Annotated in this window: 28 protein-coding genes; 23 read left to right on the forward strand and 5 right to left on the reverse strand. The window is 71.7% G+C overall.

Going from position 1 to position 26,476, the window contains the following annotated elements; genetic code table 11:
* Positions 1-26: 26 nt before the first annotated feature.
* Positions 27-1,841 (reverse strand): peptide ABC transporter substrate-binding protein, encoded by a 1,815-nt coding sequence (locus ACFU6I_RS22285; protein ID WP_384369423.1) that lies wholly within the window; start codon positions 1,839-1,841, stop codon positions 27-29.
* Positions 1,842-2,126: 285 nt separating this feature from the next.
* On the opposite strand from ACFU6I_RS22285, the gene ACFU6I_RS22290 reads away from it, so the two are divergent.
* The 11 genes from ACFU6I_RS22290 (at position 2,127) to ACFU6I_RS22340 (ending at position 13,747) form a co-directional block, all read left to right on the forward strand.
* Entirely contained in the window at positions 2,127-3,347 is a 1,221-nt protein-coding gene (locus ACFU6I_RS22290; protein WP_384369426.1) for an ROK family protein, read from the forward strand.
* A 24-nt stretch (positions 3,348-3,371) separates the two neighbouring features.
* Positions 3,372-4,895 (forward strand): M81 family metallopeptidase, encoded by a 1,524-nt coding sequence (locus tag ACFU6I_RS22295; protein WP_384369429.1) that lies wholly within the window; start codon positions 3,372-3,374, stop codon positions 4,893-4,895.
* Positions 4,892-5,647: a copper homeostasis protein CutC gene (locus tag ACFU6I_RS22300; RefSeq protein WP_384369432.1), complete on the forward strand. Its 756-nt coding sequence runs from the start codon at positions 4,892-4,894 to the stop codon at positions 5,645-5,647. The genes ACFU6I_RS22295 and ACFU6I_RS22300 overlap by 4 nt, the downstream gene beginning before the upstream one ends.
* A gap of 459 nt (positions 5,648-6,106) precedes the next feature.
* The gene (glmS, locus tag ACFU6I_RS22305; protein ID WP_384369435.1) at positions 6,107-7,954 is read left to right on the forward strand and encodes a glutamine--fructose-6-phosphate transaminase (isomerizing); all 1,848 of its coding nucleotides are present in this window, start codon (positions 6,107-6,109) and stop codon (positions 7,952-7,954) included.
* A gap of 24 nt (positions 7,955-7,978) precedes the next feature.
* Positions 7,979-8,347 (forward strand): holo-ACP synthase, encoded by a 369-nt coding sequence (locus tag ACFU6I_RS22310; protein ID WP_266990539.1) that lies wholly within the window; start codon positions 7,979-7,981, stop codon positions 8,345-8,347.
* Between the two features lie 4 nt (positions 8,348-8,351).
* Positions 8,352-9,812: an NAD(P)H-hydrate dehydratase gene (locus ACFU6I_RS22315; protein ID WP_384369438.1), complete on the forward strand. Its 1,461-nt coding sequence runs from the start codon at positions 8,352-8,354 to the stop codon at positions 9,810-9,812.
* Between the two features lie 58 nt (positions 9,813-9,870).
* Positions 9,871-10,254 (forward strand): DUF488 domain-containing protein, encoded by a 384-nt coding sequence (locus ACFU6I_RS22320; RefSeq protein ID WP_384369441.1) that lies wholly within the window; start codon positions 9,871-9,873, stop codon positions 10,252-10,254.
* 160 nt (positions 10,255-10,414) lie between these two features.
* Positions 10,415-11,572 (forward strand): alanine racemase, encoded by a 1,158-nt coding sequence (gene alr / locus ACFU6I_RS22325; RefSeq protein ID WP_384369444.1) that lies wholly within the window; start codon positions 10,415-10,417, stop codon positions 11,570-11,572.
* A 64-nt stretch (positions 11,573-11,636) separates the two neighbouring features.
* Positions 11,637-12,899 (forward strand): alpha/beta fold hydrolase, encoded by a 1,263-nt coding sequence (locus ACFU6I_RS22330; RefSeq protein WP_384369447.1) that lies wholly within the window; start codon positions 11,637-11,639, stop codon positions 12,897-12,899.
* The gene (gene tsaE, locus ACFU6I_RS22335) at positions 12,868-13,425 is read left to right on the forward strand and encodes a tRNA (adenosine(37)-N6)-threonylcarbamoyltransferase complex ATPase subunit type 1 TsaE (protein ID WP_384369450.1); all 558 of its coding nucleotides are present in this window, start codon (positions 12,868-12,870) and stop codon (positions 13,423-13,425) included. Before ACFU6I_RS22330 ends, tsaE begins: the two co-directional genes overlap by 32 nt.
* A gap of 130 nt (positions 13,426-13,555) precedes the next feature.
* Positions 13,556-13,747 carry a hypothetical protein gene (locus ACFU6I_RS22340; RefSeq protein WP_384369453.1) on the forward strand — a complete coding sequence of 64 codons (192 nt, stop codon included), beginning with the start codon at positions 13,556-13,558 and terminating at the stop codon, positions 13,745-13,747.
* Between the two features lie 220 nt (positions 13,748-13,967).
* Here the strand turns inward: ACFU6I_RS22340 and ACFU6I_RS22345 are convergent, their stop codons facing one another.
* Positions 13,968-14,531, reverse strand: a complete 564-nt coding sequence (locus tag ACFU6I_RS22345) for a hypothetical protein (protein WP_384369456.1) — start codon at positions 14,529-14,531, stop codon at positions 13,968-13,970.
* A gap of 150 nt (positions 14,532-14,681) precedes the next feature.
* Here ACFU6I_RS22345 and tsaB point away from each other — a divergent pair, with 150 nt between their 5' ends.
* The 9 genes from tsaB to ACFU6I_RS22390 all read left to right on the forward strand — a co-directional run bounded on the left by tsaB (position 14,682) and on the right by ACFU6I_RS22390 (position 21,112).
* The gene (gene tsaB / locus ACFU6I_RS22350) at positions 14,682-15,344 is read left to right on the forward strand and encodes a tRNA (adenosine(37)-N6)-threonylcarbamoyltransferase complex dimerization subunit type 1 TsaB (RefSeq protein WP_384043665.1); all 663 of its coding nucleotides are present in this window, start codon (positions 14,682-14,684) and stop codon (positions 15,342-15,344) included.
* Positions 15,341-15,856 carry a ribosomal protein S18-alanine N-acetyltransferase gene (rimI, locus tag ACFU6I_RS22355; protein ID WP_345515005.1) on the forward strand — a complete coding sequence of 172 codons (516 nt, stop codon included), beginning with the start codon at positions 15,341-15,343 and terminating at the stop codon, positions 15,854-15,856. Before tsaB ends, rimI begins: the two co-directional genes overlap by 4 nt.
* The gene (gene tsaD / locus ACFU6I_RS22360) at positions 15,856-16,953 is read left to right on the forward strand and encodes a tRNA (adenosine(37)-N6)-threonylcarbamoyltransferase complex transferase subunit TsaD (protein WP_384369459.1); all 1,098 of its coding nucleotides are present in this window, start codon (positions 15,856-15,858) and stop codon (positions 16,951-16,953) included. The genes rimI and tsaD overlap by 1 nt, the downstream gene beginning before the upstream one ends.
* Entirely contained in the window at positions 16,950-17,225 is a 276-nt protein-coding gene (locus ACFU6I_RS22365) for a hypothetical protein (RefSeq protein ID WP_384369462.1), read from the forward strand. The genes tsaD and ACFU6I_RS22365 overlap by 4 nt, the downstream gene beginning before the upstream one ends.
* A gap of 84 nt (positions 17,226-17,309) precedes the next feature.
* Entirely contained in the window at positions 17,310-18,341 is a 1,032-nt protein-coding gene (locus ACFU6I_RS22370) for an LCP family protein (RefSeq protein ID WP_384369465.1), read from the forward strand.
* 125 nt (positions 18,342-18,466) lie between these two features.
* Complete coding sequence (locus ACFU6I_RS22375; RefSeq protein ID WP_384369468.1) at positions 18,467-18,823, forward strand: YciI family protein; 357 nt, start codon at positions 18,467-18,469, stop codon at positions 18,821-18,823.
* 114 nt (positions 18,824-18,937) lie between these two features.
* Positions 18,938-20,218: an RNA polymerase sigma factor gene (locus ACFU6I_RS22380; RefSeq protein ID WP_384369471.1), complete on the forward strand. Its 1,281-nt coding sequence runs from the start codon at positions 18,938-18,940 to the stop codon at positions 20,216-20,218.
* A 66-nt stretch (positions 20,219-20,284) separates the two neighbouring features.
* The gene (locus ACFU6I_RS22385) at positions 20,285-20,749 is read left to right on the forward strand and encodes a VOC family protein (RefSeq protein ID WP_384369474.1); all 465 of its coding nucleotides are present in this window, start codon (positions 20,285-20,287) and stop codon (positions 20,747-20,749) included.
* 231 nt (positions 20,750-20,980) lie between these two features.
* Positions 20,981-21,112 (forward strand): hypothetical protein, encoded by a 132-nt coding sequence (locus ACFU6I_RS22390; protein WP_384369477.1) that lies wholly within the window; start codon positions 20,981-20,983, stop codon positions 21,110-21,112.
* Positions 21,113-21,183: 71 nt separating this feature from the next.
* Here ACFU6I_RS22390 and ACFU6I_RS22395 read toward each other — a convergent pair whose 3' ends face one another.
* Entirely contained in the window at positions 21,184-22,071 is an 888-nt protein-coding gene (locus ACFU6I_RS22395) for an aminoglycoside phosphotransferase family protein (RefSeq protein ID WP_384369480.1), read from the reverse strand.
* Positions 22,072-22,128: 57 nt separating this feature from the next.
* On the reverse strand, positions 22,129-23,187 hold the full coding sequence (locus ACFU6I_RS22400; protein WP_384369483.1) for an aldo/keto reductase: 1,059 nt from the start codon (positions 23,185-23,187) through the stop codon (positions 22,129-22,131).
* A 125-nt stretch (positions 23,188-23,312) separates the two neighbouring features.
* On the opposite strand from ACFU6I_RS22400, the gene ACFU6I_RS22405 reads away from it, so the two are divergent.
* Both ACFU6I_RS22405 and ACFU6I_RS22410 read left to right on the forward strand, forming a co-directional pair.
* Positions 23,313-23,978: a hypothetical protein gene (locus tag ACFU6I_RS22405; RefSeq protein ID WP_384369486.1), complete on the forward strand. Its 666-nt coding sequence runs from the start codon at positions 23,313-23,315 to the stop codon at positions 23,976-23,978.
* A gap of 52 nt (positions 23,979-24,030) precedes the next feature.
* Positions 24,031-24,396 carry a hypothetical protein gene (locus tag ACFU6I_RS22410; RefSeq protein WP_384369489.1) on the forward strand — a complete coding sequence of 122 codons (366 nt, stop codon included), beginning with the start codon at positions 24,031-24,033 and terminating at the stop codon, positions 24,394-24,396.
* 76 nt (positions 24,397-24,472) lie between these two features.
* Here ACFU6I_RS22410 and ACFU6I_RS22415 read toward each other — a convergent pair whose 3' ends face one another.
* Complete coding sequence (locus ACFU6I_RS22415; protein WP_384369492.1) at positions 24,473-25,693, reverse strand: methyltransferase domain-containing protein; 1,221 nt, start codon at positions 25,691-25,693, stop codon at positions 24,473-24,475.
* Positions 25,694-25,910: 217 nt separating this feature from the next.
* On the opposite strand from ACFU6I_RS22415, the gene ACFU6I_RS22420 reads away from it, so the two are divergent.
* Complete coding sequence (locus ACFU6I_RS22420; RefSeq protein WP_384369495.1) at positions 25,911-26,282, forward strand: hypothetical protein; 372 nt, start codon at positions 25,911-25,913, stop codon at positions 26,280-26,282.
* The last annotated feature ends 194 nt before the right edge of the window (positions 26,283-26,476 follow it).

Raw genomic sequence — 26,476 nt, forward strand, 5'->3', positions numbered from 1 at the left:
GTGGTACGTGCGGTCACCGACCGGGCTCACTTGGTGGTCCACTTCCACATGGCGGGGTGGAAGTTGGCGAGCGAGTCCTGGGCGAAGCCGCCCAGGCCGTTCTTGACCACGGAGACCTGGTAGTCCGGCTCCGGCAGCCAGATGACCGGGAGGTCCTTGGCCAGGGCGGCGCTGTACTTCTGCACCGCCTCGTCGGAGGCGGAGGTGGTGGTCTGGGTGATCAGCTTGTCCACGGCGGAGTTGGAGTAGCTGCCGAAGTTGGAGCCGCCGCCGGTGGCGAAGAGGGAGTCACCGCTCGGGTAGGCCGGGAAGTACCAGCTGCCCGCGGTGCCGAAGAACGACAGCTGCCACTTGCAGCCGGCCTGGTCGGCCGTGCACTGACCGGCCTGCGAGAGGACCGAGTTGACCGGGGCGGTCTTGATGGTGAAGTCGATGCCGGTCTTGGCGAAAGACGACTGCAGGGCGCTCATCATGTTGTCGGTCACGGTCGAACCGGACTGCGAGAGCACCTGCATCCGGAACTTGGTGCCCTTGTCCACGCCGGCGCCGCACTGGTTGTCGCCGGTGCCCGGGCTGGTGCACACCATGGTGCCGTTCTGCTCGGTCCAGCCGTGGCTGGTCAGCAGCTGCTTGGCCTTGGTGGTGGAGAACGGGTACGGGTTGTTCTTCTGCTCCGACGAGACGAAGGACGAATTCTGGCCCTGCGGGATCGGGCCGTAGGTGGGGACCGCGGTGCCGTTGAAGACGACCTTGGAGAGGGTGGTCTGGTCCACCGACATCTGGATCGCCTGGCGGGCGTAGAGCTGCTTGAAGACCGCGCCCATGGCGGGGTTGTTGAAGTTGTAGGGCATGTAGGTGATGGCCCAGCCGGACCACGGCTTCACCGTGTAGCCCTTGGAGGCGAAGGACGACTTCTGGCTGAGGTCGGTGGCGTTGATGTAGCCGTAGTCGACCGTGCCGGCCCGGAGTGCGTTCTTCTCGGCGTCCGTGGTGGTGAACGGCAGCAGGTTCACGTTCTTGATGTTGGCCTTGCCGCCGCCGTCGTACTTGGCGTTGGCGGTCAGCTCGACCTTGCCGGCCGTGGAGAACGACTTGATGGTGTAGGGGCCGCTGACCGTCTTCCAGAGCGGGTCGGTGGCGTAGCCGGAGATCTTCTTGGCGACGCCGTTCAGGTACGTCCAGACCTTCTTGGCGCCCGCGGCGGTGCGGTCGAGGTCCGACACGGTGCCCGAGTCACTGGTCTTGCCCCAGACGTGCTGCGGCATCGGGCGGATCATGCTCAACTCGTTGGCGAGCATCCACTGCTGGTTGTACGCCTGGTCGAAGGTGATGGTGAAGTGCGTGTCGTCGACGATCTTCAGCGACGTCCAGTTGTCCGGCGCCTTACCCGGGCTGTAGCTGGCCCAGTCGGCCTTGTTGGCCTTGACCAGGTTGAACCAGAACTCCACGTCGCGGGAGGTGATCTGCTTGCCGTCGCTCCAGTGCCGGTCGCCGAGCGTGATCGTGACGCTCTTGCTGTCCTTGGCGAAGTCGGCTGCGGTGGCCAGCGAGTTGTCCTTGTTCCAGCCGACCTTGCCGGTGGAGCCGTCGTATGCGATCAGCGGCTCCCAGAGGGACTGGGATATGGAGGAGTTGTTGGTGTTCAGGTGCGCGGCGGTGCCGATCGGGAGGATCCAGTTCGGCGTGAAGTTCGCCGGCAGCGCGTAGTTGATGGTGTCCGACGAGCCGGAGGCGGATGACGAGGTGCCGCCGGAACAGCCGGTCAGCAGAGCGCCCGCGGTGACAACGGCGCCCGTGACGAGGGCCCAGCGGCGGCTGTTCGCCGTGTGAGCAAGGAACATGACTCTCCTCAGAGTGAAAGGACCCGTAGGTGTCCCGGGACCGGCACTGCGTTCACGACAGCTAACGTCGGACACACCGAAGAAACAAACAAGAATTAGTAAAAAGTAAGTTACTGCACCTTCGAAAAAAGCCCACTCACTCCGATCGCCTCTCTCCTTTGGGTCGATTTGGGTGGATTGAATGGGTTTCAGGTATGGCTCACTTCCTTCGCGAAGCTGTTCCCCCGTGCCAGGCTCGGGCGTATTGTCTTCGCCACACACACCGTTGCGGAAGTTACTTCGTACATGACTGAAATAAGTGCATGGGACCGCAAGGCCGCGAAAGGCACCCCCGCCCTCGCCGCGCGGGTCCTGGAACTCGTCGCATCGGGCCAGGCATCGTCACGCGCCGAACTCGCCGAACTGCTGGGGGCCGCAGCCTCCACCATCTCTCTCACCGTGGCCCATCTGGTGGAGCGCGGACTGATCGCCGAGGAGGGCACCCAGTCCTCCACCGGCGGGCGCCCCCGCAAAGTGCTGAGGCTGGGAAGCAACGACGAGTTCGCCGTCGCCGCCGACCTCGGCGGCCGCCATGCCCGGATCGGTGTGGTGCTGCCCGGCGGCGGTCTGACCGATGTCTCGACGGTCCCCTTCGTGATCGCCGACGGCCCCGAGGCGGCCCTGCCCCGGCTCGCCGAGACCCTGGAGGCGCTGGCCGAGCAGCGCGGCCGCGGCCGGCTGCGCGGGGTCGGGCTCTCGCTGCCGGGGCCGGTGGACATCGCGTCGGGCTCGGTCGTCATGCCGTCCCGGATGCCGGGCTGGAACCGTTTCCCGGTCACCGCCTGGCTGGAGCAACGCTTCGGTGTCCCTGCCGCCGTGGACAACGACGCCAACTGCATGGCGATCGGCGAGCACACCGTACGGCCCGCCGAGCACCGGCAGACGATCATGGTGAAGATCGGCTCCGCGATCGGTGCAGGCGTCATCGCCGACGGACGGCTCTACCGGGGCGCCACCGGCGCGGCCGGCGACATCACCCACATCCGGATCGACGGCGGCGCCGACATCCCCTGTTCCTGCGGCAACACCGGCTGCCTGGAAACCGTGGCGTCCGGTGCCGCCCTGGTCCGCATCCTGCGCGAGCGCGGGGCCGCCGTCAGCAGCATCGAGGACGTGGCCCGGCTGGCCGTCGACGCCGACCCGGAGGCCACTCGCGCGGTCCGCAGGGCCGGCGACTATCTGGGCCAAGTGCTCGCCGCCAACGTCAACTTCTTCAACCCGGACGCGGTCTACCTCGGCGGCATTCTCTCCACCCTGGAGCCGTTCGTCGCCGCCGTGCGCAGCCAGCTCTACGAGAGCTGCCACCCACTGGTCACCCAACACCTCACCATCGAGCGGGCCAGCCTGGGCGCCGACGCAGGACTGGTCGGCGCCGGGCAGTTCGCCCTGCAGCGCGCCCTGGCCCTCGCGCTGCGCGAGGTCGGCGGCACCGACCAGTTCCGCGCCCCGGCGCCCCGCCACGCCTGACGCCCCACCCCCCTACGAGGAGCCATGTCGCAATCCCGCACCGCCGCAGCCCGCCCGGTCATCGTCATAGCCGGACTCGGCATCGAGTCGTCCACCTTCTCTCCCGCTCGCACCCAGGCCCCCGCCTTCCACCCCTCGCGCGGCGCCGAAGTGCTGGACCGCTACCCCTTCCTGGCCCCCGGTGAGGAACTGCGCGAGGCGGCCGACTGGCACGGCGCCCTGGTCGGCAAGTCGCTGCCGGGCGGCACTGTCACCGCCGCCGCCTGGGCCGAGCTGACCGACGAGCTGATCGAACGGCTCGCCGCGCTGCCCGAGCCGGACGGCCTCTGGTACGACATCCACGGCGCCATGACCGTGGAGGGCATCGACGACGCCGAGGCGGTGCTGCTGGAGCGCATCCGCGCCACCGTCGGCCCCGATGTGATCATCTCCACCTCGATGGACCTGCACGGCAACGTCTCCCGCGAACTCGCGCACGGCAGCGACCTGATCACCTGCTACCGGATGGCCCCGCACGAGGACCACATGGAGACCAAGGAGCGGGCCGTCCGCAACCTGGTGGACCTGCTGGTCTCCGGCGCGCCCCGCCCGGTCAAGGCCTGGGTGCCGGTGCCGGTGCTGCTGGCCGGCGAGCAGACCTCCACCCGGATCGAGCCGGCCAGGAGCGTGTACGCGGCCGTGGACGAGGTCGAGGCCATGGACGGCGTGATCGACGCCGCGATATGGGTCGGCTACGCCTGGGCCGACGAACCGCGCAACCGCGCCGTGGTGGTGGTTACCGGCTCCGACCGGGCCGCCGTGGCGGCCGGGTCCGAGCGCCTGGCCCAAGGTTTCTGGAAGGCCCGCGACGACTTCGACTTCGTCGCCCCGACCGGCACCTTCGACGGCATCCTGGACGAGGCCCTGGCCTCCGACCAGCGCCCGTACTTCATCAGCGACACCGGGGACAACCCGACCGCCGGCGGCGCCGGCGACGTGACCTGGGGCCTGACGCGGCTGCTGACCCGCCCGGAGTTCCAGAAGGACGACGGCCCGACCGTCATCTACGCCTCGGTGCCCGGACCGGCTGCCGTCGAGACCGCCGTCGCCGCCGGTGTCGGCGCCACCGTCACGGTCACCGCCGGTGCCGAGGTGGACGACCGGCACGCGGGCCCGGTCACCCTGACCGGTGTGGTGCACGCCGTCCGGCACGGCGACCGCGACGCCGAGACCGAGGTCGTCATCCGGGTCGGCAGCGTGTACGCGATCCTCACCGGGCTGCGCAAGCCCTACCACCACGAGCACGACTTCACCGACCTGGACCTCGACCCGCGCGGCGCCGATATCGTGATCGTGAAGATCGGCTACCTGGAGCCCGAGCTCTTCGACATGTCGGTCGGCTGGAAGATGGCGCTCACCCCCGGCGGTGTGGACCAGGACCTGGTGCGCCTGGGCCACCACCGCATCCGACGCCCGATGTTCCCCTTCGACCGCGAGATGGCCGACCCGGACCTGTCGGCCCGCATCATTCCCGCCTCCGACCAGCCGCTGACCGGGGACGACGAGTGACCGCACGCCCCGCCTTGGAGATCGCCGTCACCTCACCGGCCGGCGCCCGCGCCGCCCGGGAGAACGGCGCCGACCGGGTCGAGCTCTGCGTCGCGCTGGAGTTGGGCGGCCTGACCCCGTCGGCAGCCCTGGTGGAAGCGGTCGCCGGGGAAGGGCTGCCGGTGCAGGTGCTGGTCAGATGCCGGCCCGGCGACTTCGTCCATGACGCGGAGGAGATCGCGCTGATGGCCGCCGAGGTGCGATCCGTCATCGCCTCCGGCGCCTCCGGCGTGGTGATCGGCGCGCTGACCGCCGACGGCGTCCTGGACACCGTGGCGGTCGCCCGGCTCGCCGAAGCGGCCCGTGCCTCGGGCCGCCCGGTGGACATCACCCTGCACCGCGCCATCGACCAGTCCGCCGACCCGGTGGCCACCGCCGCACTGCTGCCCTCGCTCGGCCTCACCCGGGTCCTCACCTCGGGCGGCGCCCCCACCGCGGCCGAGGGGCTGGAGGCGATCGCCGCGATGGCCATCGCCGCACCCGGGGTGCAGGTGATGGCCGGCGGCGGGGTGCGCCCCGCCGACATCCCGGCCCTGACCTCTGCCGGAGCCGCCGCCGTCCACCTCTCCGCCAAGACCAGGGCGCTGCCCCGGCGTGGCGGCGGCTGGGTACCGCTCGGCGCCGGTGGTGCGTCGGCCGAGCAGGACACCCATTTCGTCACCGATCCCGAAGTGGTGGCCGAGGCGCGGCGCGCGGTGGCGGCACAGGGCTGAGAGGAGCTCACCCGTCATCCCCGGCGGAACAGCGCGCGGCGTCGGACGAGGTGCGACGCAAGGCGGAGGAGCGTCCTCATACCGGGTTCGTTCGGGCGTTCCGGGAACGCATCGAGCTTTCGTGGGCACGGGTTCGTTCGTTGCGGATCGGCGGCACGGCGAAGACGTCGATCCGGGACGCGGACCCGTAGCTGCGGGACGGATACGGGCACGGCCACCGAACCGGCCGTGCCCGGCCTTCGCCGGGCCAAGGTTCGCGGGGCGACTGCCCGGAGATGTCCCGGAGTCGGCCGGCGCCGTGAGTTGCGCGCTTCCCCGGGTGCCGGTGCGCCGGCCTGCGGACCGGGGGCTGCCGCTCGCAGAGGATTGCAGCGACTCCGCCGACGAATGATCCCGGCCGCCCCGCGACCCTTCTGCGACGATGCCAAGCGAGGGGAGGGCGACCACGAAAGGATCGTTATGTGTGGAATCGTCGGGTACGTCGGTGGGCAGTCCGCGCTTGATGTTGTCGTCGCGGGACTGAAGCGCCTCGAATACCGCGGGTACGACTCCGCGGGTGTCGCCGTTCTCGCGGACGGCGGGCTCGCCTCCACGAAGAAGGCCGGCAAACTCGTCAATCTGGAGAAGGCGCTGGTCGAACAGCCCCTTCCGGCCGGGACCACCGGGATCGGGCACACCCGGTGGGCCACCCACGGCGGGCCCACCGACGCCAACGCCCATCCGCACCTCGACAACGCGGGCCGCGTCGCCGTCGTGCACAACGGAATCATCGAGAACTTCGCCGGGCTGCGCGCCGAACTCGCCGAGCGCGGGCATGATCTGGCGTCCGAGACCGACACCGAGGTCGTCGCCCATCTGCTCGCCGAGGCGTACTCGTCGACCGGTGACCCGGCAGAGGCGATGCGACAGGTCTGCCGGCAGCTCGAAGGGGCGTTCACCCTGGTTGCCGTGCATGCCGACGAGCCGGATGTGGTGGTGGGAGCCCGGCGGAACTCACCGCTCGTGGTCGGGGTCGGGGAGGGGGAGGCGTTCCTGGCGTCCGATGTGGCCGCGTTCATCGCGCACACCCGGTCCGCGATCGAGCTGGGGCAGGATCAGGTCGTCGAGCTGCGCCGGGAGTCCGTCACGGTCACCGACTTCGACGGGCAGCCCGCCGAGGTCCGTAAGTACCACGTGGACTGGGACGCCTCCGCCGCCGAGAAGGGTGGCTACGACTACTTCATGCTCAAGGAGATCGCCGAGCAGCCGAAGGCCGTGGCCGACACACTCCTCGGGCGGATCGACGGCTCGGGCGCGCTCCACCTCGACGAGGTGCGCATCGCGCCGAGCGTGCTCCGGGAGGTCGACAAGGTCGTCGTCGTGGCCTGCGGGACCGCCTACCACGCCGGGATGATCGCCAAGTACGCCATCGAGCACTGGACCAGGCTGCCCTGCGAGACGGAGCTCGCCAGCGAGTTCCGGTACCGCGACCCGATCCTCGACCAGCGCACCCTCGTCATCGCGATCTCCCAGTCCGGCGAGACGATGGACACGCTGATGGCGCTGCGGCACGCCCGCGAGCAGGGGGCGAAGGTCCTCGCCATCTGCAATACGAACGGGTCGACCATTCCGCGCGAGTCCGACGCGGTGCTGTACACGCACGCCGGTCCGGAGGTCGCCGTCGCCTCGACCAAGGCGTTCCTGACGCAGCTCGTCGCCTGCTACCTCGTCGCCCTGTATCTCGGCCAGACCCGCGGTACGAAGTGGGGCGACGAGATCCGGACCGTCGTCCGGCAGCTCTCCGAGGTCCCCGGGCAGGTCGAACGGGTCCTGGAGACCATGGAGCCGGTGCGCGCGCTGGCCCGTTCGCTCGCGCACAAGGACACCGTCCTCTTCCTGGGGCGCCACGTCGGTTATCCGGTCGCCCTCGAAGGGGCGTTGAAGCTCAAGGAACTCGCCTACATGCACGCCGAGGGCTTCGCCGCCGGCGAGCTCAAGCACGGGCCGATCGCACTGATCGAGGACGATCTGCCGGTCGTCGTGGTCGTGCCGTCGCCGCGCGGGCGTTCGGTGCTCCACGAAAAGATCGTGTCGAACATCCAGGAGATCCGGGCCCGCGGAGCCCGCACCATCGTCATCGCCGAGGAGGGCGACGAGGCGGTCGTTCCGTACGCCGATCATCTGATCTGGATCCCCGCTGCGCCTACGCTGCTTCAGCCGCTGGTGGCGACCGTGCCCCTGCAGGTATTCGCCTGCGAACTGGCCACCGCCCGCGGCAACGAGGTGGACCAGCCGCGCAATCTGGCGAAGTCCGTGACCGTCGAGTGAGTCGAAGAATGAGTGAGTGAGCGCGTGATCATCGGGGTCGGGATCGATGTGGCGGAGATCGAACGGTTCGGTGCGGCGCTGGAGCGTACGCCGCATCTGGCGCAGCGGCTTTTCCTGGAAAGGGAGTTGCTGCTGCCCAGCGGTGAACGGCGCGGTATCGCCTCGCTGGCCGCCAGGTTCGCCGCCAAGGAAGCCGTCGCGAAGGCGCTCGGCGCGCCGGGAGGGCTGCTGTGGACGGACGCCGAGGTGTACGTCGAGGACAGCGGGCGGCCCCGGCTGCGGGTCCGCGGCAGCGTCGCCGCCTGCGCTGCCGAGCGGGGCGTACGGCACTGGCACGTCTCGCTGAGCCATGATGCGGGAGTGGCGTCGGCCGTGGTGATCGCGGAAGGTTGACCGTATGCGAACTGCGTACAGCGTGAAGACCGTACGGGCCGCCGAGCGTGCCCTGATGGCACGGCTGCCGGAGGGCGCCCTGATGCAGCGGGCCGCCGCGGGACTCGCGGTGGCCTGCGGCGATCTGCTGCGGCGCAATGGCCGCGTGTACGGGTCCCGGGTCGTCCTGCTCGTCGGCAGCGGCGACAACGGCGGCGACGCGCTGTACGCGGGCGCCCGGCTGGCCCGGCGCGGCGCGGGCGTCCGCGCACTGCTGACCTCGCCGGACCGCGCCCACGAGGGCGGGGTCGCGGCGCTCCGCGCGGCGGGCGGGCTGGTGGAGGAGGCGGCGCAGGTGGGCACGGACCGGATCGGCCGCGTCGATCTGGTGGTCGACGGCATCACCGGCATCGGCGGGCGCGGCGGGCTGCGCCCGGACGCGGCCGCGCTGGTGCGCGCCTACCGGGCGACCGGGGCGCCGATTCTCGCGGTCGACCTGCCCAGCGGTGTCGAGGCGGACACCGGGGAGGTGCTCGGCGACGCCGTGCGGGCCGATGCGACGGTCACCTTCGGTACGTACAAGCCGGGGCTGCTCGTCGACCCGGCCGCCGACCTGGCGGGCGCGCTGCACCTCGTCGACATCGGGCTCGGCGACGAGCTGCCCGACGTACCCGATCTGGAGGCGCTGCAGTACGCCGATGTCGCCGCGCTGCTGCCGGTTCCCGGCAGCGAGAGCGACAAGTACCGGCGTGGCGTCGTCGGCATCGTCGCCGGCTCCGCGCGGTATCCGGGCGCGGCGGTGCTCGCCGTCGGCGGGGCGCTGCGGGGCGGTGCGGGCGCGGTCCGGTACGTCGGGCCGGGCGCCGGTGCCGTGATCGCCCGGCACCCGGAGACCCTGGTCCACACGGGCCCGCCGTCGAAGGCGGGACGGGTGCAGGCGTGGGTCGTCGGACCCGGGCTCGGGGACGGTACGGACGCCGTCTCGGCGGTCGCCGACGTGCTGGACGCCGAGGTTCCGGTACTTGTCGACGCGGACGGGCTGCGGCTGCTCGACGCCGCCGTCGTGCGGTCGCGCACCGCACCGACGGTGCTCACCCCGCACGCCGGGGAGGCCGCGGCGCTGCTCGGCGTCCCGCGCGAGGCGGTCGAGGGTGAACGGCTCGCCGCCGTCCGGGAGCTGGCCGCCCGCTACCGCTCCACCGTGCTGCTCAAGGGGTCGACGACCCTGGTCGCCGACGGCACGGGACGTGCTCCCGTACGGGTCAATCCGACCGGCACCTCCTGGCTGGCCACGGCGGGCAGCGGCGACGTCCTCTCCGGGCTGACCGGTTCCCTGCTGGCCGCGGGTCTCGACCCGCGCGACGCCGCCTCCGCCGGCGCCTACCTGCACGGCCTCGCCGCCCGCCACGCCTCGGACGGCGGTCCGGTCTCCGCCCAGGACGTCGCGGACGCGGTCCCCGTGGCGTGGCGTGACGTGCGGGCCTGAGAGATCCTGGGCAGCGGACACGGAACCGCGCAGGAGAGCCGGTGAGGAGTGGTCGACGGTGGGCAGCGACTCCGTACGCGTACGCCGGGTGTACGACCCGCAGGAGGACGGTGACGGGACCCGCGTCCTCGTGGACCGGCTCTGGCCCCGGGGCGTCGCCAAGGACCGGGTACGGATCGACAGGTGGCTGAAGGACCTCACCCCGTCGAACGAACTCCGCTCCTGGTACCACGAGGACCGCAGCGGCACCCGGTACGACGACTTCGTGGACCGCTACCGTGCCGAACTCGCCGACCCCTCCCACGCGGCCGCGGTGCGGGAGCTGGTCGAGCTGGTCCGCGCGGGCGGGTCGGTGACCCTCGTCACAGCGGTGAAGGACGTCCCGCACAGCCATGTCCCGGTCCTCGTCGACCACGTGGAACATGAGCTGCGCCATCGGTGACATCAGCGGGCTCGCGACCGCTGCCGCCACCGGTGACGCGCCCCGGGCCGTCCGCCGGGATCATGCCGGACCCCGCGAGCCCGGCATGATCCGAAAGAAAGGCGCTGACCGGACCCGGCACCCGGGGGTCCTGCGGTGTGCCTCTGAGAGACTGGGCGCGATGAACGAGACAGCGTCCTTGAGAGCCCGAGCCGAGATCGACCTCGCAGCACTGCGCGCCAACGTGCGTGTTCTGCGTGCCCGGGCGGCCGGCGCGCAACTCATGGCCGTCGTCAAATCCGATGCGTACGGGCACGGGGCGGTGCCCTGTGCCAGGGCCGCGCTCCAGGCCGGGGCGACCTGGCTCGGCACCGCGACCCCGCACGAGGCGCTCGCCCTGCGCGCCGCCGGGCTCGGCGGCCGGGTGATGTGCTGGCTGTGGACACCGGGCGGCCCCTGGCGCGAGGCGATCGAGGCCGACATCGATGTGTCGGTCAGCGGCATGTGGGCGCTGCGCGAGGTCGTCGCCGCGGCCCGGGAGGCCGGACGGCCGGCCCGTATCCAGCTCAAGGCCGACACGGGACTGGGACGCAACGGCTGCCAGCCCGCCGACTGGCCCGAACTGGTCTCCGCCGCCCGCACCGCCGAGGGCGAGGGCACGGTGAAGGTCACCGGCCTCTGGTCCCACTTCGCCTGCGCCGACGAGCCCGGCCATCCGTCGATCGCCGCCCAGCTGGCGGTGTACCGCGACATGGTCGCGCACGCGGAGAAGGCGGGCGTCGAACCCGAGGTGCGGCACATGGCCAACTCCCCGGCGACGCTGACGATCCCCGAGTCGCACTTCGACCTCGTGCGGACCGGCATCGCCATGTACGGCATCTCGCCCAGCCCGGAGCTGGGCACCCCGGCCGACTTCGGGCTGCGCCCCGTGATGACGCTCGCCGCGTCGGTCGCCCTGGTCAAGCAGGTGCCGGCCGGACACGGCATCAGCTACGGGCACCACTACACGACGTCCGCCGAGACGACACTCGGCCTGATCCCGCTCGGCTACGCGGACGGCATCCCGCGCCATGCCTCCGGGCGCGGCCCGGTCCTGGTCGGCGGCGCCCGGCGACGGGTCGCGGGCCGGGTGGCCATGGACCAGTTCGTGGTCGATCTCGACGGGGACACCGTCGAGGTGGGCAGCGACGCGGTGCTGTTCGGCCCGGGGGACCGGGGCGAGCCGAGCGCCGAGGACTGGGCGGAGGCGGCCGGCACGATCGCGTACGAGATCGTCACCCGCATCGGCGGCCGTGTGCCGCGCATCTATCTGAACGAGATCCCGACCGGTTCTCTCTGATCCGCTCTGTCCTGCACGTCCTGACCTGACCTGACGGACAACGACCGACGAGGAGCACGGCACGGTGAGCGAGATCAGCGCGGGGGACGCGATGGCGACGGCCGCTTCGGCGGTCGGCTGGCGCCGGGCGGGCATCGCCGGAGCCGCCATAGGCGTGATCGCCGCCGGGGCGGCGGCCGGTGTCGCGGTCGAGCGGATGACCGTCGGCCGGGGCATGCGCAGGCGGGCCAGGCTGGCGCTGGACGCCTCGGGGCCGTACGGCTCGCTGCGCGGCATGCCCGGCCGGGCCGCCGCCGACGACGGCACCGAGCTGTACTACGAGACCGACGAGGTCGGACCGGACGGCGGTGCGGGCGCGGGCGCCGGCCCGGGGGCGGGCTCCGGGCCCGCCGGTACCGGACCGCGCCGACGCCGTCTTTTCGGCCGCAAGGTCCCCGGGCCCGTCACCGTCGTCTTCAGCCACGGCTACTGCCTCAGCCAGGACTCCTGGCACTTCCAGCGGGCGGCGCTGCGCGACCTGGTGCGCACCGTGCACTGGGACCAGCGCAGCCACGGCCGGTCCGAGCGCGGCCGGGCCCAGGCGCAGGGCGTGACGGTCGGGATCGACCAGCTCGGCCGCGATCTGAAGGCGGTCATCGACGCGGCGGCCCCCGAGGGGCGGCTGGTACTGGTCGGGCACTCGATGGGCGGCATGACGATCATGGCGCTCGCCGAGCAGTACCCGCAGCTGATCCGGGAGCGGGTCGCCGCCGTCGCCTTCGTCGGTACGTCGAGCGGGAAGCTCGGCGAGGTCAGTTTCGGGCTGCCGGTCGCGGGTGTGAACGCCGTGCGGCGGGTGCTGCCCGGGGTGCTGAGGGCGCTCGGCTCACAGGCCGAGCTGGTGGAGCGGGGGCGGCGGGCGACCGCCGATCTCTTCGCCGGGCTCATCAAGCGGTACTCGTTCAGTTCCCGGGACGTGGACCCGGCGGTCGAGCGGTTCGCCGAGCGGCTCATCGAGTCCACACCGATCGACGTGGTCGCGGAGTTCTACCCGGCCTTCACCGAGCACGACAAGAGCACGGCGCTGCCCGCGTTCCGGGACGTGCCGGTGCTGATCCTGGCGGGCGACAAGGACCTGGTGACACCCAGCTCGCACAGCGAGGCGATCGCCGACCAGCTGCCGGACGCGGAGCTTGTCATCGTGCCGGACGGCGGGCATCTGGTGATGCTGGAGCACCCGGAGACGGTGACCGACCGGCTGGCGGACCTGCTGGTACGGATCGGAGCCGTACCGGCAGCGGCTAACGTTGGCGGGCATGGAAGCACCGCACAACAGCCCGGCAGCTGAAACCGCGCACACCCCGGCGGTCATGACCGCACAGGCCCAGGTCACCGCCCGTTTCGATGTCACGTCGGCCGAACAGATGCAGGCGCTGGGCCGCCGCCTCGCCGGTCTGCTGCGCCCCGGCGACCTCGTGATGCTCAGCGGCGAGCTCGGCGCCGGGAAGACGACACTGACCCGGGGGCTCGGCGAGGGTCTCGGGGTGCGCGGCGCCGTCACCTCCCCCACCTTTGTGATCGCCCGCGTCCACCCGTCCCTGAGCGGCGGTCCGGCGCTCGTCCATGTGGACGCGTACCGGCTGGGCGGCGGCCTCGACGAGATGGAGGACCTGGACCTCGATGTGTCGCTGCCGGAGTCGGTGGTGGTCGTGGAGTGGGGCGACGGCAAGGTCGAGGAGCTCTCGGACGACCGGCTGCAGGTGGTGATCCACCGCGCGGTCGGGGACACGGACGACGAACGGCGCTCGGTCACGCTGGTCGGGATCGGGGAGCGCTGGTCAGGACTGGGGACGGCGCTGGAAGCCGGCCGCTGAGAGCATCGACACGTTTCCGACAGGCTGTCGGCAAAATGTTGCGCGGGGTGGGCCGGGCGTGGTCACATGGATGCCGAGAGCGGGTTAGGTCTGCCTAACCACGCCTTCCACCGGAGCCCAGGAGGCATCCATGCCGACGCCCGAGCGTGAAGCGCAGCCGCAGCCGCCAGAGACGTCCGCGGTGTCGATGAAGGATCTGCTGGCGGCCTGCGCCGCGGCGACCGCGGTCTCGACCCCGCCGTCGGAGGAACAGCAGGAGCGGCACGAGCCCCAGGGGCAGCAGGGGTCCCAGGGGTGCGACGAGAAGCGCGACGCCGCCTGAGGTCCTTCGTTCGGATCGGGCCGGGTCGAGGAGCGGCCCGCCGCGGAGCGGTCGGCGTCGCCTCGGTGCATGCGGCCGCAAGGCGCAGGAAGAGGCCCACGCGAAGGGCGTCCCCCGATGTGTCGACGGCCCTCGGGGGCCGTGGGGGAGTCGGCGACCGGGGACGAACAACGCCGCCCGACCCGGACGGAAGGCCCCGGGCCGCCCGTCCCCGGTGGCGTCAGGGGACGACGACCACCTTGGCGCCGACCGTCGCGAACTTCCACATCGCGTCGCCGTCCGCGCGCTTCATCCGTACCCCGCCGGTCTTCAACGTCGGGTCCGGGCTCTCCATCGAGCCGTCCTGTGCCGCGCTGAACCCCACGGGCACATCCCCGTCGGCCATCGCGAACCGCACCACGTGCTCGATCAGCACCCCGTCCGAGCCCTTGATCGAGCCCGAGCGCGAACCCACCCTGTAGACCCCGGGCCGCGGGCTCAGGGCACTCGGCATGACGGCGAAGGTCCGGGTCACCTTCCCCTGCGCGTCGACCAGCCACACACGGCGGTCGCCCAGCGCGTACACCACCCTCGCCCCGGTCCCGGATTCGGCGGGAAGCGCGGTCGGACGCTCCTTGTCCTTCGGCTTGTCGTGGCCGACGGCGGGGGCGCTGCTGGACGCCTCCGGTTTGGGGACGGCGACGGAGTCGGGGGCGTTCGCCGATGCCTGGTAGGCCAGGAAGCCGACCGCGACGAGCGCCGCCGCGGTGAGCCCGGCCACGATTCCCGAGCTGCCCCTTGCCACCGTGCGTGCCCCTTTCGCCGACGTCCGTATGTCGTACAAGCGTTTACGTCGTACCCGCGTCTACCCGGTGACGGTAGCAGCAGGGGCCGGTGGGAACGGGATGCCGTACGGGGCGCCATGGAGCCGTCGGCGGAGCCGTAGGCTGTTTGCGTGCTCTTGCTCGCCGTGGATACCGCCACCCCCGCCGTCACCGTCGCCCTGCACGACGGGAACTCCGTCGTCGCCGAGTCGGGCCAGGTCGATGCCCGAAGGCACGGGGAGCTGCTGCTGCCCGCCGTCGACCGGGTCCTCGCCGAGGCCGGGGTGAAGCTCGACGCCGTGACCGGCGTGGTCGTGGGCGTCGGCCCCGGTCCGTACACCGGTCTGCGGGTCGGTCTTGTGACGGCCGCGACGTTCGGCTCGGCGCTCTCCGTGCCGGTCCACGGGCTGTGCACGCTGGACGGTCTCGCGTACGCCGCCGGGCAGGGCGGACTGGAGGGCCCGTTCGCCGTGGCGACGGACGCCCGCCGCAAGGAGGTCTACTGGGCGCGGTACGAGGATCCCCGTACCCGCGTCGGTGAACCCGCCGTCGACCGGCCCGCCGACATCGCCGAGCAGCTCGCCGGGCTCCCGGTGGTCGGGGCGGGCGCGGCGCTCTACCCCGACGCGTTCCCGGACGCCCGCGGTCCCGAGCACGTCAGCGCCGGGGCGCTCGCGGCGCTGGCCGCCGAGCGGCTCGCCGCGGGAGCGGAGCTGCTGCCGCCGCAGCCGCTGTATCTCCGCCGGCCCGACGCCCAGGTCCCGAAGAACTACAAGGTGGTCACCCCGAAGTGACGAGCCCGACTGCCGTGCTGCGTGAGATGCGCTGGTGGGACATCGACCCGGTGCTGCAGCTCGAACACGAGCTGTTCCCGGAGGACGCCTGGTCGGCCGGCATGTTCTGGTCCGAGCTGGCGCACGCCCGCGGGCCGCAGGCCACCCGCCGCTATGTCGTCGCCGAGGCCCCGGACACCGGACGCATCGTCGGATACGCGGGACTCGCCGCCGCCGGTGACCTCGCCGACGTCCAGACGATCGGCGTCACCCGCGACCACTGGGGCGGCGGGCTGGGCTCCGAGCTCCTCACCGATCTGCTGAAGCACGCCACGGCCTTCGAGTGCGCGGAGGTGCTCCTCGAAGTCCGGGTCGACAACACGCGTGCGCAGAAGCTGTACGAACGCTTCGGCTTCGAACCGATCGGCTTCCGCCGCGGCTACTACCAGCCGGGCAACATCGACGCACTCGTCATGCGCCTCCACGTACAAGAACCCGCACCAGAGCACGTACAGGAAACTGGGACTGACTGATGGCTGACGAACCGCTCGTACTCGGCATCGAGACCTCCTGCGACGAGACCGGCGTCGGCATCGTCCGCGGGACGACGCTGCTCGCGGACGCCGTCGCGTCCAGCGTCGACACCCACGCCCGCTTCGGCGGTGTCGTCCCGGAGATCGCCTCCCGCGCGCACCTGGAGTCGATGGTCCCCACCATCGAACGCGCGCTGAAGCAAGCGGGCATCAGCGCCCGCGACCTCGACGGCATCGCCGTCACCGCCGGTCCCGGGCTGGCGGGCGCGCTGCTCGTCGGCGTCTCGGCGGCGAAGGCGTACGCGTACGCCCTGAACAAGCCGCTGTACGGGGTGAACCACCTCGCCTCGCACATCTGCGTCGACCAGCTGGAGCACGGCCCGCTGCCCGAGCCGACGATGGCGCTGCTGGTCAGCGGTGGCCACTCCTCGCTGCTGCTCGCGCCGGACATCACCAACGACGTACGGCCTCTGGGCGCGACCATCGACGACGCGGCGGGCGAGGCGTTCGACAAGATCGCCCGGGTGCTGAACCTCGGCTTCCCCGGCGGCCCGGTCATCGACCGGCTGGCGAAGGAGGGCGATCCGAAGGCGATCGCGTTCCCGCGCGGACTGAGCGGCTCGCGCGACCCCGCGTACGACTTCTCCTTCTCCGGTCTGAAGACGTCCGTCGCCCGCTGGATCGAGGCGAAGCGGGCCGCGGGCGAGGAGGTGCCGGTACGGGACGTGGCGGCGTCCTTCCAGGAGGCCGTCGTCGATGTGCTCACCCGGAAGGCCGTCCGGGCCTGCAAGGACGAGGGCGTCGATCACCTGATGATCGGCGGTGGCGTCGCGGCCAACTCGCGGCTGCGGGCGCTCGCCGCGGAGCGCTGCGAGCGGGCCGGTATCCGGCTGCGGGTGCCGCGGCCCGGACTGTGCACGGACAACGGGGCGATGGTCGCGGCGCTGGGCGCCGAGATGGTGGCGCGCAACCGTTCCGCGTCCGATCTGGAACTGTCGGCGGACTCGTCGCTGCCGGTGACGGACACGCATGTGCCGGGCAGCGCGCACGACCACGACCATGTGCACGAGATCAGCAAGGACAACCTCTACTCATGACCGTCGCCCTCATGTGGGAGGCCCGGGCCGTGGACGGCCGGGGCGCCGAACTGCTGGAGTGGGCCCGGGCGCGCACCGGTGAGCTGGCGACCGAGCCGCTGCGGTACGAGCTGCTGCGCGCCCCGCAGGACCGGGTGCTGGTCATCACCTGGTGGGAGGCGGCATACGGCGCCGAGCTGCCCGAGCTGCCCGAACCCGCAGCCGAGTTGATCACCAGGCAGGTGCACCGATGGCGGTTCGAGGTGGCCGGCGGCTCCGCCGGCGGAACATGAGAAAACTCAAGGGTTCCTGAGATTTTCCGAAGGAAAACCGAACAACGGTTCCCGCCGTAATAATTCGGACCTACGTTCCTCGACGTGACCCGAGAGAAGAGACGCCGCCCCCGCGCGCTCAGGGCGGCCGCCGCGGTGATCGGCTGCGCGCTGGTCCTCGCCGCGGCCGGAGCGGGGTGGGCGTACTGGCACCTGAACCAGAACATCCGCAGCGTGGACATCGACAACGCGCTGGGCGACAACCGCCCGGCCCGTGCGCCCACCACCGTCCCGAGCACGACGCCGTCCGCCTCCGCGTCCCCGCTGCCCGTCGGTGCGCTGAACATCCTGGTCCTCGGTTCGGACTCGCGCACCGGCGCGAAGAACGCCGCGCTCGGCGGCGGTGACAGCGCCGGCGCCCGCTCCGACACGGCGATGGTCGTCCACCTGAACGCCGACCGCACGAAGGCCATCGTCGTCAGCATCCCCCGCGACACCCTGGTGACCCGCCCCTCGTGCCCGGTCTCCTCGGGCGGTACGACCCCCACGGCGTACAACGTCATGTTCAACAGCGCGTACTCGGTGGGCGGTCCGGTCTGCGCCGTCACGACGGTGGAGCGGCTCACCGGCGTCCGGATGGACCACTACATCGAGATCGACTTCTCCGGCTTCGCCGACCTCGTCGACGCGCTGGGCGGGGTGACCGTCACCACGGCCCAGGACATCGATGACGACCGCAGCCATCTCCACCTCGACGCGGGCACGCACCGGCTCGACGGCACCGAGGCCCTGGCATTCGCCCGCACCCGCCACGGCATCGGCGACGGCAGCGACCTCGGCCGGATCGAGCTCCAGCAACAACTCGTCCAGGCACTGCTGAAGGAGGTCCGGGACACGAACCTGCTGACCGGCGCGGCCGGCCTGTACAAGGTGGCGGACGCGGTCACCGGCAGCCTCACCACGGACACCGGACTCGACTCGCTCGGCGAGCTGAGCAGCCTCGCGCAGAGCCTGCGGAACATCCCCTCGAGCGGGCTGAGGACGGTCACCATGCCCGTCGTCACCGCCCCGTCCGACCCCAACCGGGTGGTGGCGCGGGAACCGGCCGCGAGCGAGCTGTGGGCGTCCCTGCGGTAGTCCGGAAAAGTCTCCCGGAAATTTCTTCAACTTCTTCGGGGGAGTGTGTCGATTGCGGCGTCTCCCGTTCGACGCAAGGGTGAGAGGCAGGGAAAGCCCCCGCCCTCCCGCACCGAGGAGTCACCATGCCGCGCTTCCTGTCGATGATCCGCATCGATGAGCAGAACCTCCCCTCCGAGGTCCCCGACCCCGACTTCGAGGCGCGCATGGGCGCGCTGTTCGAGGAGATCACCAAGGCCGGGGTCATGCTGGAGACCGCCGGGCTCACCCCCACCTCGCAGGGGACCCGGGTCACCTGGGAGGGCGGCAAGCTGAGCTACACCGACGGGCCCTTCACCGAGACGAAGGAAGTCGTCGGCGGCTACGCCATCACCCAGTGCAAGGACATGGCCGAGGCGCTGGAGTGGACCAAGCGGTTCCTGGAGATTCACCCGAAGAACTGGACCGTCACCTCCGAGGTCCGCGAGATCGCCGAGAGCTGAGGGCCTGGTGCACGACAGGGAGTGGACGCCGGGAGCCCGCTCGCTGTCGTGCACCAGGTCGTAGGGGCTGTCCCGGGCCGCGTTTGCTGCGCCGCGGTACGGCTGCTCTGATGGGTGGCCGTGACGGAAGCAAGCGCGACGCAGGCGGTCGAGGCGGTATTCAGGATCGAGTCCGCGCGGATCATCGCCGGTGTCACCCGCATCGTGCGGGATGTCGGCATCGCCGAGGAGCTCGCGCAGGACGCTCTGGTCGCCGCGCTGGAGCAGTGGCCGGAGTCGGGTGTCCCGGACAGACCGGGCGCCTGGCTCATGGCCACCGCCAAGCACCGCGCGATCGATCTCGTACGCCGCAAGGAGACGTACGCGCGGAAGCTGGCCGAGGTCGGGCGGAGCCTGGAGGACGTCCCGCCGCCCGAGCCGGGAGACTTCGACAGCATCGAGGACCCCCACCACATCGACGACGACCTGCTGCGGCTGATCTTCACCGCCTGCCACCCCGTGCTGTCGACCGAGGCCCGGATCGCGCTCACCCTGCGGCTGCTCGGCGGACTCACCACCGACGAGATCGCCCGGGCCTTTCTGGCGTCCGAGCCGACCGTCGCCCAGCGCATCGTCCGCGCGAAGCGCACCCTGGGCCGGGCGGGCGTTCCCTTCGAAGTGCCGTACGGCCCCGAGCGTGCGGCCCGGCTCGCCTCCGTCCTCGAAGTCATCTATCTGATCTTCAACGAGGGTTATTCGGCCACCGCGGGCGACGACTGGCTGCGCCCGGCGCTCTGCGAGGACGCGCTGCGGCTGGCCCGGGTGCTGGCCGGACTGATGGACAGGGAACCCGAAGTGCACGGCCTGGTGGCCCTGTTGGAACTCCAGGCGTCCCGCATCGCGGCCAGGACCGGGCCGGACGGTGCGCCCGTGCTGCTCGCCGACCAGAACCGGTCCCGCTGGGACCGGCTGCTGATCCGGCGCGGATACGCGGCCCTGGAGCGGGCGAACGCGGCGGGCGACACCCCGGGCCCCTACGCCCTGCAGGCCGCGATCGCCGCGTGCCACGCCCACGCGGTGACGTACGAGGAGACGGACTGGGCGGTCATCGCCACGCTCTACGGGCTGCTGCTGGAGGCGGCCCCGTCGCCGGTCGTCGCGCTGAACCGGGCGGTCGCCGTCTCGATGGCGCAGGGGCCGGAGGCGGGGCTCGTGCTGGTCGACGCCCTGGCCGGGGACCCGGCGCTGAAGGCGTACCACCTGCTGCCGAGTGTGCGCGGCGATCTGCTGGCGCGGCTGGGGCGCACGGGCGAGGCACGCGCGGAGTTCCTGCGGGCGGCGGACCTGACCCGTAACGCGCGCGAGCGGGCGCTGCTGCTGGCCCGGGCGGAAAAGGAATCCGGCGCGGAGCGATGAGTTTCCGCGGCCCGTCCGGTCCACCTTGCACAGTCAATGTCCGTACGGACAGCCGAGGAGCAGACCATGCAGAAGATCAGGACCTTCCTGTGGTTCGACAGCCAGGCCGAGGAGGCCGCGCACTTCTACGTCTCCGTCTTCGGCGGCGACTCGAAGGTGCTCGGCGTGTCGCACTACACCGAGTCGTCGCCCGGCGAGCCGGGCACCGTCATGACCGTCGACTTCCGGCTGGCCGGCCAGGAGTACGTGGCGCTCAACGGCGGTCCGCAGTTCCCGTTCACCGAGGCGATCTCGCTCGCCGTCGACTGCGAGACGCAGGCGGAAGTCGACGAGCTGTGGGACAGGCTCACCGACGGCGGCGAGGAGAGCCAGTGCGGCTGGCTCAAGGACAAGTACGGGCTGTCCTGGCAGATCGTTCCGCGCGGGCTGTCCGAGGCGCTCTCCCACCCGGACCAGGCCAAGGCGGACCGGGCCATGAAGGCCATGCTCGGCATGAAGAAGCTCGACATCGAGGCTCTGCGCAACGCGTGACGGCGTGCGTGCCGCCCGGCCGATGCGGACCCGGCCCGGTGGGCCGGGTGTGCGTCACGTGCCTCAGGGCCACCCCGATGATCGGCAACTGACGGGCCATGGGCGGGAATCGGTCGACCGGGCTGTACGCCACTGAGGTGGCCCGGGTCGGGCGGGCGCATCGGCCGGTCCGGCAGCCTCGTCGACCGCGTGACCGGGGCGCATCGGGCGCCCGTCGCGAGAGGAGCCATCATGTCCGACCATGACGACTACAGCCCCCAGCCGGGGGCGGGCGGCGACGGCGCCGACGACTTCGAGTACGACGGCGCGGACGCCGGGTTCGACGGGTACAGCGATTACCCGGACGACCGGTCGGACAGCTGAGACCGGACGGAACGGGCGGGATCCCCGTCGCTACCGGCCCCGCCCGCCCCGTACACCGTTGCGGCCCCACCTCATCGGACGAGCGCCGTCGCGATCCCGTCGGTCGCGGCGATCAGCCACTCCGGGTCCCCGTGCAGCCGCCCCCAGTGGGCCGCCGTCACCGCACGCGCCTGTGCCCAGCGGCGCACCCGGTCGCGGTCCAGCTCGGCGGCGTCCGCGAAGAGCGAGACGCGGCGCTGCAGCGTGGCATCCAGGGTATCGAGGCGGCTGCGGAGCAGCGTGATCCCGTCGTACGCCGGGTCGCCCACCCAGCCCTTGGGGTCGATGGCCAGCCAGGGCTCGCGTGCGCCGGCGATCACGTTGCCGTAGTTCAGATCGCCGTGGACCAGGGTGTCCGGCTGCTCGCGGCCCAGTTCCCGTACGGTCGCCAGCGCCGCGTCCGTGACGTACCGAGGCAGTGGCCGGGCCAGCCGTCCGGCGTGTTCGCGCATCTCCTGCTCCCACGCGTCGGACCGGTCGGCGAGCCGGGGCAGTCCGGGCGGCGCCGGGACCGCCAGCCTGCGCACCAGACGACCGGCCGCGGTCACCGCCGCGTCGAGGTCGTCGAGACCGGCGAGGGTGCCGGGCCCGGCCCGTTCCAGCAGCATCGCGAACCGCTCGTCGTCCCGCTCGTACAGGGCGACGGCTCCGCGCCCGCGCCACACCGCGAAGGCGTCCGGCTCATGGATGTTGCCCGGGTGGGGGAACGACACCTTCAGCACGGCGCGGGACCCGTCGTACCGCCGAGCGGGAACGACGATCCCGACCTGGCCGTGCAGGACCGGTCCGGCGTCCACGGCGCAGTCCCAGCGCCGCAGCAGCTCGTCGACCAGCCCCGGCAGCGACTCCACCCAGGCCCGGCCGCGTGCGCCTTCCCGGCCGGCCGTGGTCCGCTCGAAGTCCGCCGGTATCGCGATCATCCGAACAGCCTACGCAGCGCGGCCGGTGCTGCGACCGGAAAGGTTCACCGGCTCGCACTAGCGGATCTCGCTCGTGGTCCGGCGGTAGGTCGAGCGCCGGTCCGTGATGTCCGCCCAGAGGTCCCCGTACACGTTCCTCATGACCCCCGGCTCCCGCAGGAAGTCGTGCGGAAAACCGAGCGGTACCTCGCTGGCCGCGTCGAGCCGGTGCACCGCGGCGGCGTCGAGCGCGACATCGACACCGGCGAGATTGTCGACGAGCTGGCTCACCCTGGTGGCGGCGACGATCGGGATGATGTTCCCGGGCCGCCCGCGCAGCCACGCCAGCGCCACCTGCGCCGGGCTCCAGCCGCCCTGTTCGGCGACCTCCAGCACCGCGGTGAGGACCTCCTCCTCCCGGCGATCGGCCCGGTTGTCGAAGGCGGGCGCGTCCAGCCGGCCCGTTTCGCCGCGGCGGTACTTCCCGGTGAGCTTGCCTGCGGCGAGCGGGCTCCACGCCAGCACGGCCTGGTCGAAGGCGCGGGCCTGCGGCAGCAGTTCGCGTTCCGGGGTGCGTTCCAGCAGGTTGTACCGCAGCTGAGAACCGGCGAACGAGGTCCAGCCCCGCAGCTCGGCCATGGTGTTCGCCTGCGCGATCTCCCATGCCGCCCAGTCCGACACCCCCAGATAGAGCACCTTGCCGGACCGTACGAGGTCGTCGAGGGCGCGCATGACCTCCTCGACCGGGGTGAAGTTGTCCCGTGCGTGCACCCACAGCACGTCGATGCGGTCGGTACGCAGCCGGGCGAGGCTCGCCTCCACCGACTGGACCAGGTTCTTCCGGTGGTTGCCCGCCGCGTTCGGATCGCCCGTGCGGGTGGCGCAGCTGTACTTCGTGGCGAGCACGAACCGGTCCCGGCGGCCTTGGAGCAGCTCGCCGAGGATCGTCTCCGAGCTGCCGTCGGTGTAGTTGTTGGCGGTATCGATGAAATTGCCGCCCGCGTCCGCGTACGCGTCGACGATCCGGGCGCTGGTCTCCTTGTCCGCGCCCCATCCCCAGTCCGCGCCGACGGTCATGGCGCCGAGGCTCAGCTCGCTCACCCGCAGGCCGGTCCGGCCGAACAGCGTGTACTGCACAGTGTTCTCCCTCGGTACGTGCGTGCATCCGGTCAGCCGGTCGCATTCGGACGTTACGAGCTGGAGCGCGCTTCAACGCAAGCCACGCCGAACCGTGCCCACGCCCGGTCGGTAGGCTCGGGCTCATGTCCCGCCGCGCACTGTTGCCGCCGCCCCCTCCACCCGTCGAGATACGGTCCTGGCCCGACAGGGAAGCCCTGCTCGCAGACCGGGCGTTCGTCCTCGGCGAGCTGGTCACCATGCATGTGGGGCGCGGCAGGCTGGTGCTGCTGTGGCTGTGGGGCGCCCTGTGCGCGCTCGGCTGGTCGCTGGTGGGGACCGCGATCCTGACGTTCGAGGAGTCGTACGACATCTTCGGTGCCGTCCTCGGCGTCGTCCTCGCCACCCTGGGCGCCTGCTGTGTCGTGCCGTCGGTGGTCTTCGTCGTCGTCGGTCTGCGCCGCGACCGGCAGATCCGCCGACTGCTCGACGCCTGGGGCAAGTTGGACCGCGATCCGGTCGGCGACATGCGGCTGCGGGCCTCCGGTGCGAGCCTCGCCTGGGTGCTCTCGTCGTTCGCCCTGTGTGCGGTCGGGCTGTACGCCTGCGTGGCCGTCCCGGCAGGTGCAAGGGCAGGCGAGGACACCTACGGTGCGGTCGCCCTGGTCATGGGGCTCGGGATGATCGGCTGGCTGCTCGGCCTGATCGGTGTCACCAAGGCGTTCGCGCACCGCCGTTGGGTGCTGAGAGTGCTCGTCGGGGCGCCCGGGCCCGAGCCGCTGTTCTCCGTCCGGGGCGGTGCTCACCGCTGAACCCGCCTCTATTCTGGCTGCGTAGCAGGATCCGCGCAGGGGGAGGGGTCATATGGAGTGGTACTGGTGGGTGCTCATCATCTTCTGGACCGGTGGCTTCGGATGGGCGGTCGACAACGTCCGTACGGCGCTGCGCAACCGGCACACCCGCAAGCTGGAACTGCTGGAGGCGGGCAAACAGGAACGCCTCGCCGTCGAGGCGGCGAACCGGCCGCCGGAGCCGATCTGCGGCTGCACGCACCACCTTGCCAAGCACGACAAGCAGGGCAAGTGCCATGAGCGGGTCGAGGTGCCGACGGCCTGGGACGAGAGCAAGAAGCCGGTCCGCTTCGAATCCGGGCAGTGCAACTGCCAGCAGTACGTGGGCCCGCAGCCGCTCTCCCGGGTGTACGCCGACGAACTGACCGATCTGGCCTAGTGCCCTCCCGGCACGCTTTGCCCCGTCGCGCCGCCCGGCACGCACACTCGGACGACGCTCCTCATGGGCACACGCCCTAGGAGCTCGTACGCGTGTCGGGCCGCACGGGGTGGCCGATCAGCATGGTCGGTGCCCCGGCGACGCGGGTCAGGAACACCGTTGCCGCGTTCGGTCCCTCGAGCTTCATCTTCCGGCGCAGCTCCTCCGGTTCGACGGCCGAGCCCCGCTTCTTGACGGTCAGGACGCCGACCTTCCGCTCCCGCAGCAGCGCCTTCAGCTTCTTCATGTTGAAGGGCAGTTGGTCGGTGATCTCGTACGCGGAGGTGTAGGGGGAGTCGTACGGCTCGTCGCTCGTGACGTACGCGATCGTCTCGTCGACCAGCCGGCCACCCGACCGCTCCACGACGTCGGCGACCAGATGGGCGCGGATGACGGCGCCGTCCGGCTCGTACAGATAGCGGCCCACCGGTCCGACGGGCGGCGCGGGCAGTGCGGCCGGGGCCGACAGGGTCGCGCCCGCCGGGAGCAGTGTGGCGCGGTACGAGCCCGGGGCGAACCCTTCGCCGAACCAGAGCACCGCCTCCTTCACATCGCCCGCGTCCGAGATCCACTCCGCCTCCGCCTGCGCCGGGATCGCCTCGTGCGGGATGCCGGGGGCGATCTTCAGTGCGGCACGGGGGGCCGTCAGCGCGGCGGCGGTCGCCCAGGAGAGCGGCGGCGAGTACGCCTCGGGGTCGAAGATCCTGCCGCGTCCGCCGCGCCGGGCCGGGTCGACGAAGACCGCGTCGTACGCGGACGTGTCGATCTCGGTGACATCGGCGCAGCGCACCTCGATCAGGGTGTCGAGACCGAGTGCGGCGGCATTGGCGCGGGCCACCTCGGCGGTCAGCGGGTCGCGGTCCACGGCGAGGACGGAGATGCCCGCGCGGGCGAGGGCGAGGGCGTCGCCGCCGATCCCGCAACAGAGGTCGGCGACGCTGCGTACGCCCGCTTCGGCGAAGCGTCGGGCGCGGTGGGTGGCGACCGAGGTGCGGGTCGCCTGCTCGACGCCGTTCGGGGTGAAGAACATCCGGTACGCGTCCTCGGCGCCGAACTTCGCCACCGCCCGCTGCCGCAGCCGTGCCTGCCCCAGCGCCGCCGACACCAGCGGGGCCGGATGGCTGCGGCGCAGCCGGGTCGCGGTGGCGAGCTCCTGGGAGGGGTCGTACGCCCGCAGTTCGGCGAGGAGTGCCTCGCCCTCGGGGGTGCGCAGGGCCGTGAAGGCGGCGAGCGGGTCGGTCGGATCGAAGGCGTTCACCGGCCCATTGTGAGCCAGCCGGGGGACCGCGCGGACCCGGCGGAGGTGTCGGAGCCGGTGGCCGGGCCCCCACTGGCAGTATGCGAAACCATGCAGCTTGTACGACAAAAGGAAGATTTAACCGCGCGGGGGTATGGGTCGGCCCTGATGCGGCGCGGGCCGTCATGAGGACCATCACGGACAAGGGGTACGCCGTGGCCCGGCTGGAGGACTACGCATGAGGAGGGCGCACCGGCTGCTCGCCGGCCTGCTGGCAACCGGTGCGCTCCTGACCGCCACCGCCGGGTGCGCGCAGTCGGTCGACCCGATCGAACGGCTGGGCCGGAAGGCCGCGCAGAAGGTGAGCCGCCAGCACCGGACGCCGGAGCCGGAGCCGGGACCGACTTCGGGGGCGGAGCCGGAGCGGCGGGAGGGTGTGCGGGGTGATCAGGGGGCCGCGGGGTCGACGGTCGTCGGCCCCTGCGGTCGGCCGGGTCGGCTGCCGGAGACCGGGCCCACGGGGTCGTTCTCGCCGTTGAGGCACTGGTGGCCGGACGGGCCGGAACCGTCCGGCGGAGCGGGCGCCGGTACGGGGTGCGAGCGGCGGTAGTCGACGTACCCGGTCCGCACCGTCATGACGCACGGCGCGATCGCGGCGAAGGCCTGGACCGGGCGCCCGGGGCCGGTTCGCGCGCAGCGGTGCGACGCCGATCGCGACGACCGCCGGGGCGGGCACCCCGAATGCGATCACGGCCCGGTTCGTCGGCGGTTGGTTCGGCCGCCTCGGGCGGGTCGGCGCAGGAG

The organism is Streptomyces sp. NPDC057486, assembly GCF_042802415.1.
Classification (GTDB): domain Bacteria; phylum Actinomycetota; class Actinomycetes; order Streptomycetales; family Streptomycetaceae; genus Streptomyces; species Streptomyces yanii.

Bases quoted from the DNA above. Each gene is read 5' to 3' on its own strand.
- ACFU6I_RS22385 (WP_384369474.1), top strand. From the start codon at position 20,285: ATGCAGAAGATCAGGACCTTCCTGTGGTTCGACAGCCAGGCCGAGGAG.
- tsaE (WP_384369450.1), top strand. From the start codon at position 12,868: ATGGAAGCACCGCACAACAGCCCGGCAGCTGAAACCGCGCACACCCCG.
- alr (WP_384369444.1), top strand. From the start codon at position 10,415: ATGAACGAGACAGCGTCCTTGAGAGCCCGAGCCGAGATCGACCTCGCA.
- ACFU6I_RS22340 (WP_384369453.1), top strand. From the start codon at position 13,556: ATGCCGACGCCCGAGCGTGAAGCGCAGCCGCAGCCGCCAGAGACGTCC.
- glmS (WP_384369435.1), top strand. From the start codon at position 6,107: ATGTGTGGAATCGTCGGGTACGTCGGTGGGCAGTCCGCGCTTGATGTT.
- ACFU6I_RS22285 (WP_384369423.1), bottom strand. From the start codon at position 1,841: ATGTTCCTTGCTCACACGGCGAACAGCCGCCGCTGGGCCCTCGTCACG.
- ACFU6I_RS22420 (WP_384369495.1), top strand. From the start codon at position 25,911: ATGAGGAGGGCGCACCGGCTGCTCGCCGGCCTGCTGGCAACCGGTGCG.
- ACFU6I_RS22295 (WP_384369429.1), top strand. From the start codon at position 3,372: ATGTCGCAATCCCGCACCGCCGCAGCCCGCCCGGTCATCGTCATAGCC.
- ACFU6I_RS22390 (WP_384369477.1), top strand. From the start codon at position 20,981: ATGTCCGACCATGACGACTACAGCCCCCAGCCGGGGGCGGGCGGCGAC.
- ACFU6I_RS22375 (WP_384369468.1), top strand. From the start codon at position 18,467: ATGCCGCGCTTCCTGTCGATGATCCGCATCGATGAGCAGAACCTCCCC.
- ACFU6I_RS22395 (WP_384369480.1), bottom strand. From the start codon at position 22,071: ATGATCGCGATACCGGCGGACTTCGAGCGGACCACGGCCGGCCGGGAA.
- tsaD (WP_384369459.1), top strand. From the start codon at position 15,856: ATGGCTGACGAACCGCTCGTACTCGGCATCGAGACCTCCTGCGACGAG.
- ACFU6I_RS22410 (WP_384369489.1), top strand. From the start codon at position 24,031: ATGGAGTGGTACTGGTGGGTGCTCATCATCTTCTGGACCGGTGGCTTC.
- ACFU6I_RS22290 (WP_384369426.1), top strand. From the start codon at position 2,127: ATGACTGAAATAAGTGCATGGGACCGCAAGGCCGCGAAAGGCACCCCC.
- ACFU6I_RS22365 (WP_384369462.1), top strand. From the start codon at position 16,950: ATGACCGTCGCCCTCATGTGGGAGGCCCGGGCCGTGGACGGCCGGGGC.
- ACFU6I_RS22315 (WP_384369438.1), top strand. From the start codon at position 8,352: ATGCGAACTGCGTACAGCGTGAAGACCGTACGGGCCGCCGAGCGTGCC.
- ACFU6I_RS22405 (WP_384369486.1), top strand. From the start codon at position 23,313: ATGTCCCGCCGCGCACTGTTGCCGCCGCCCCCTCCACCCGTCGAGATA.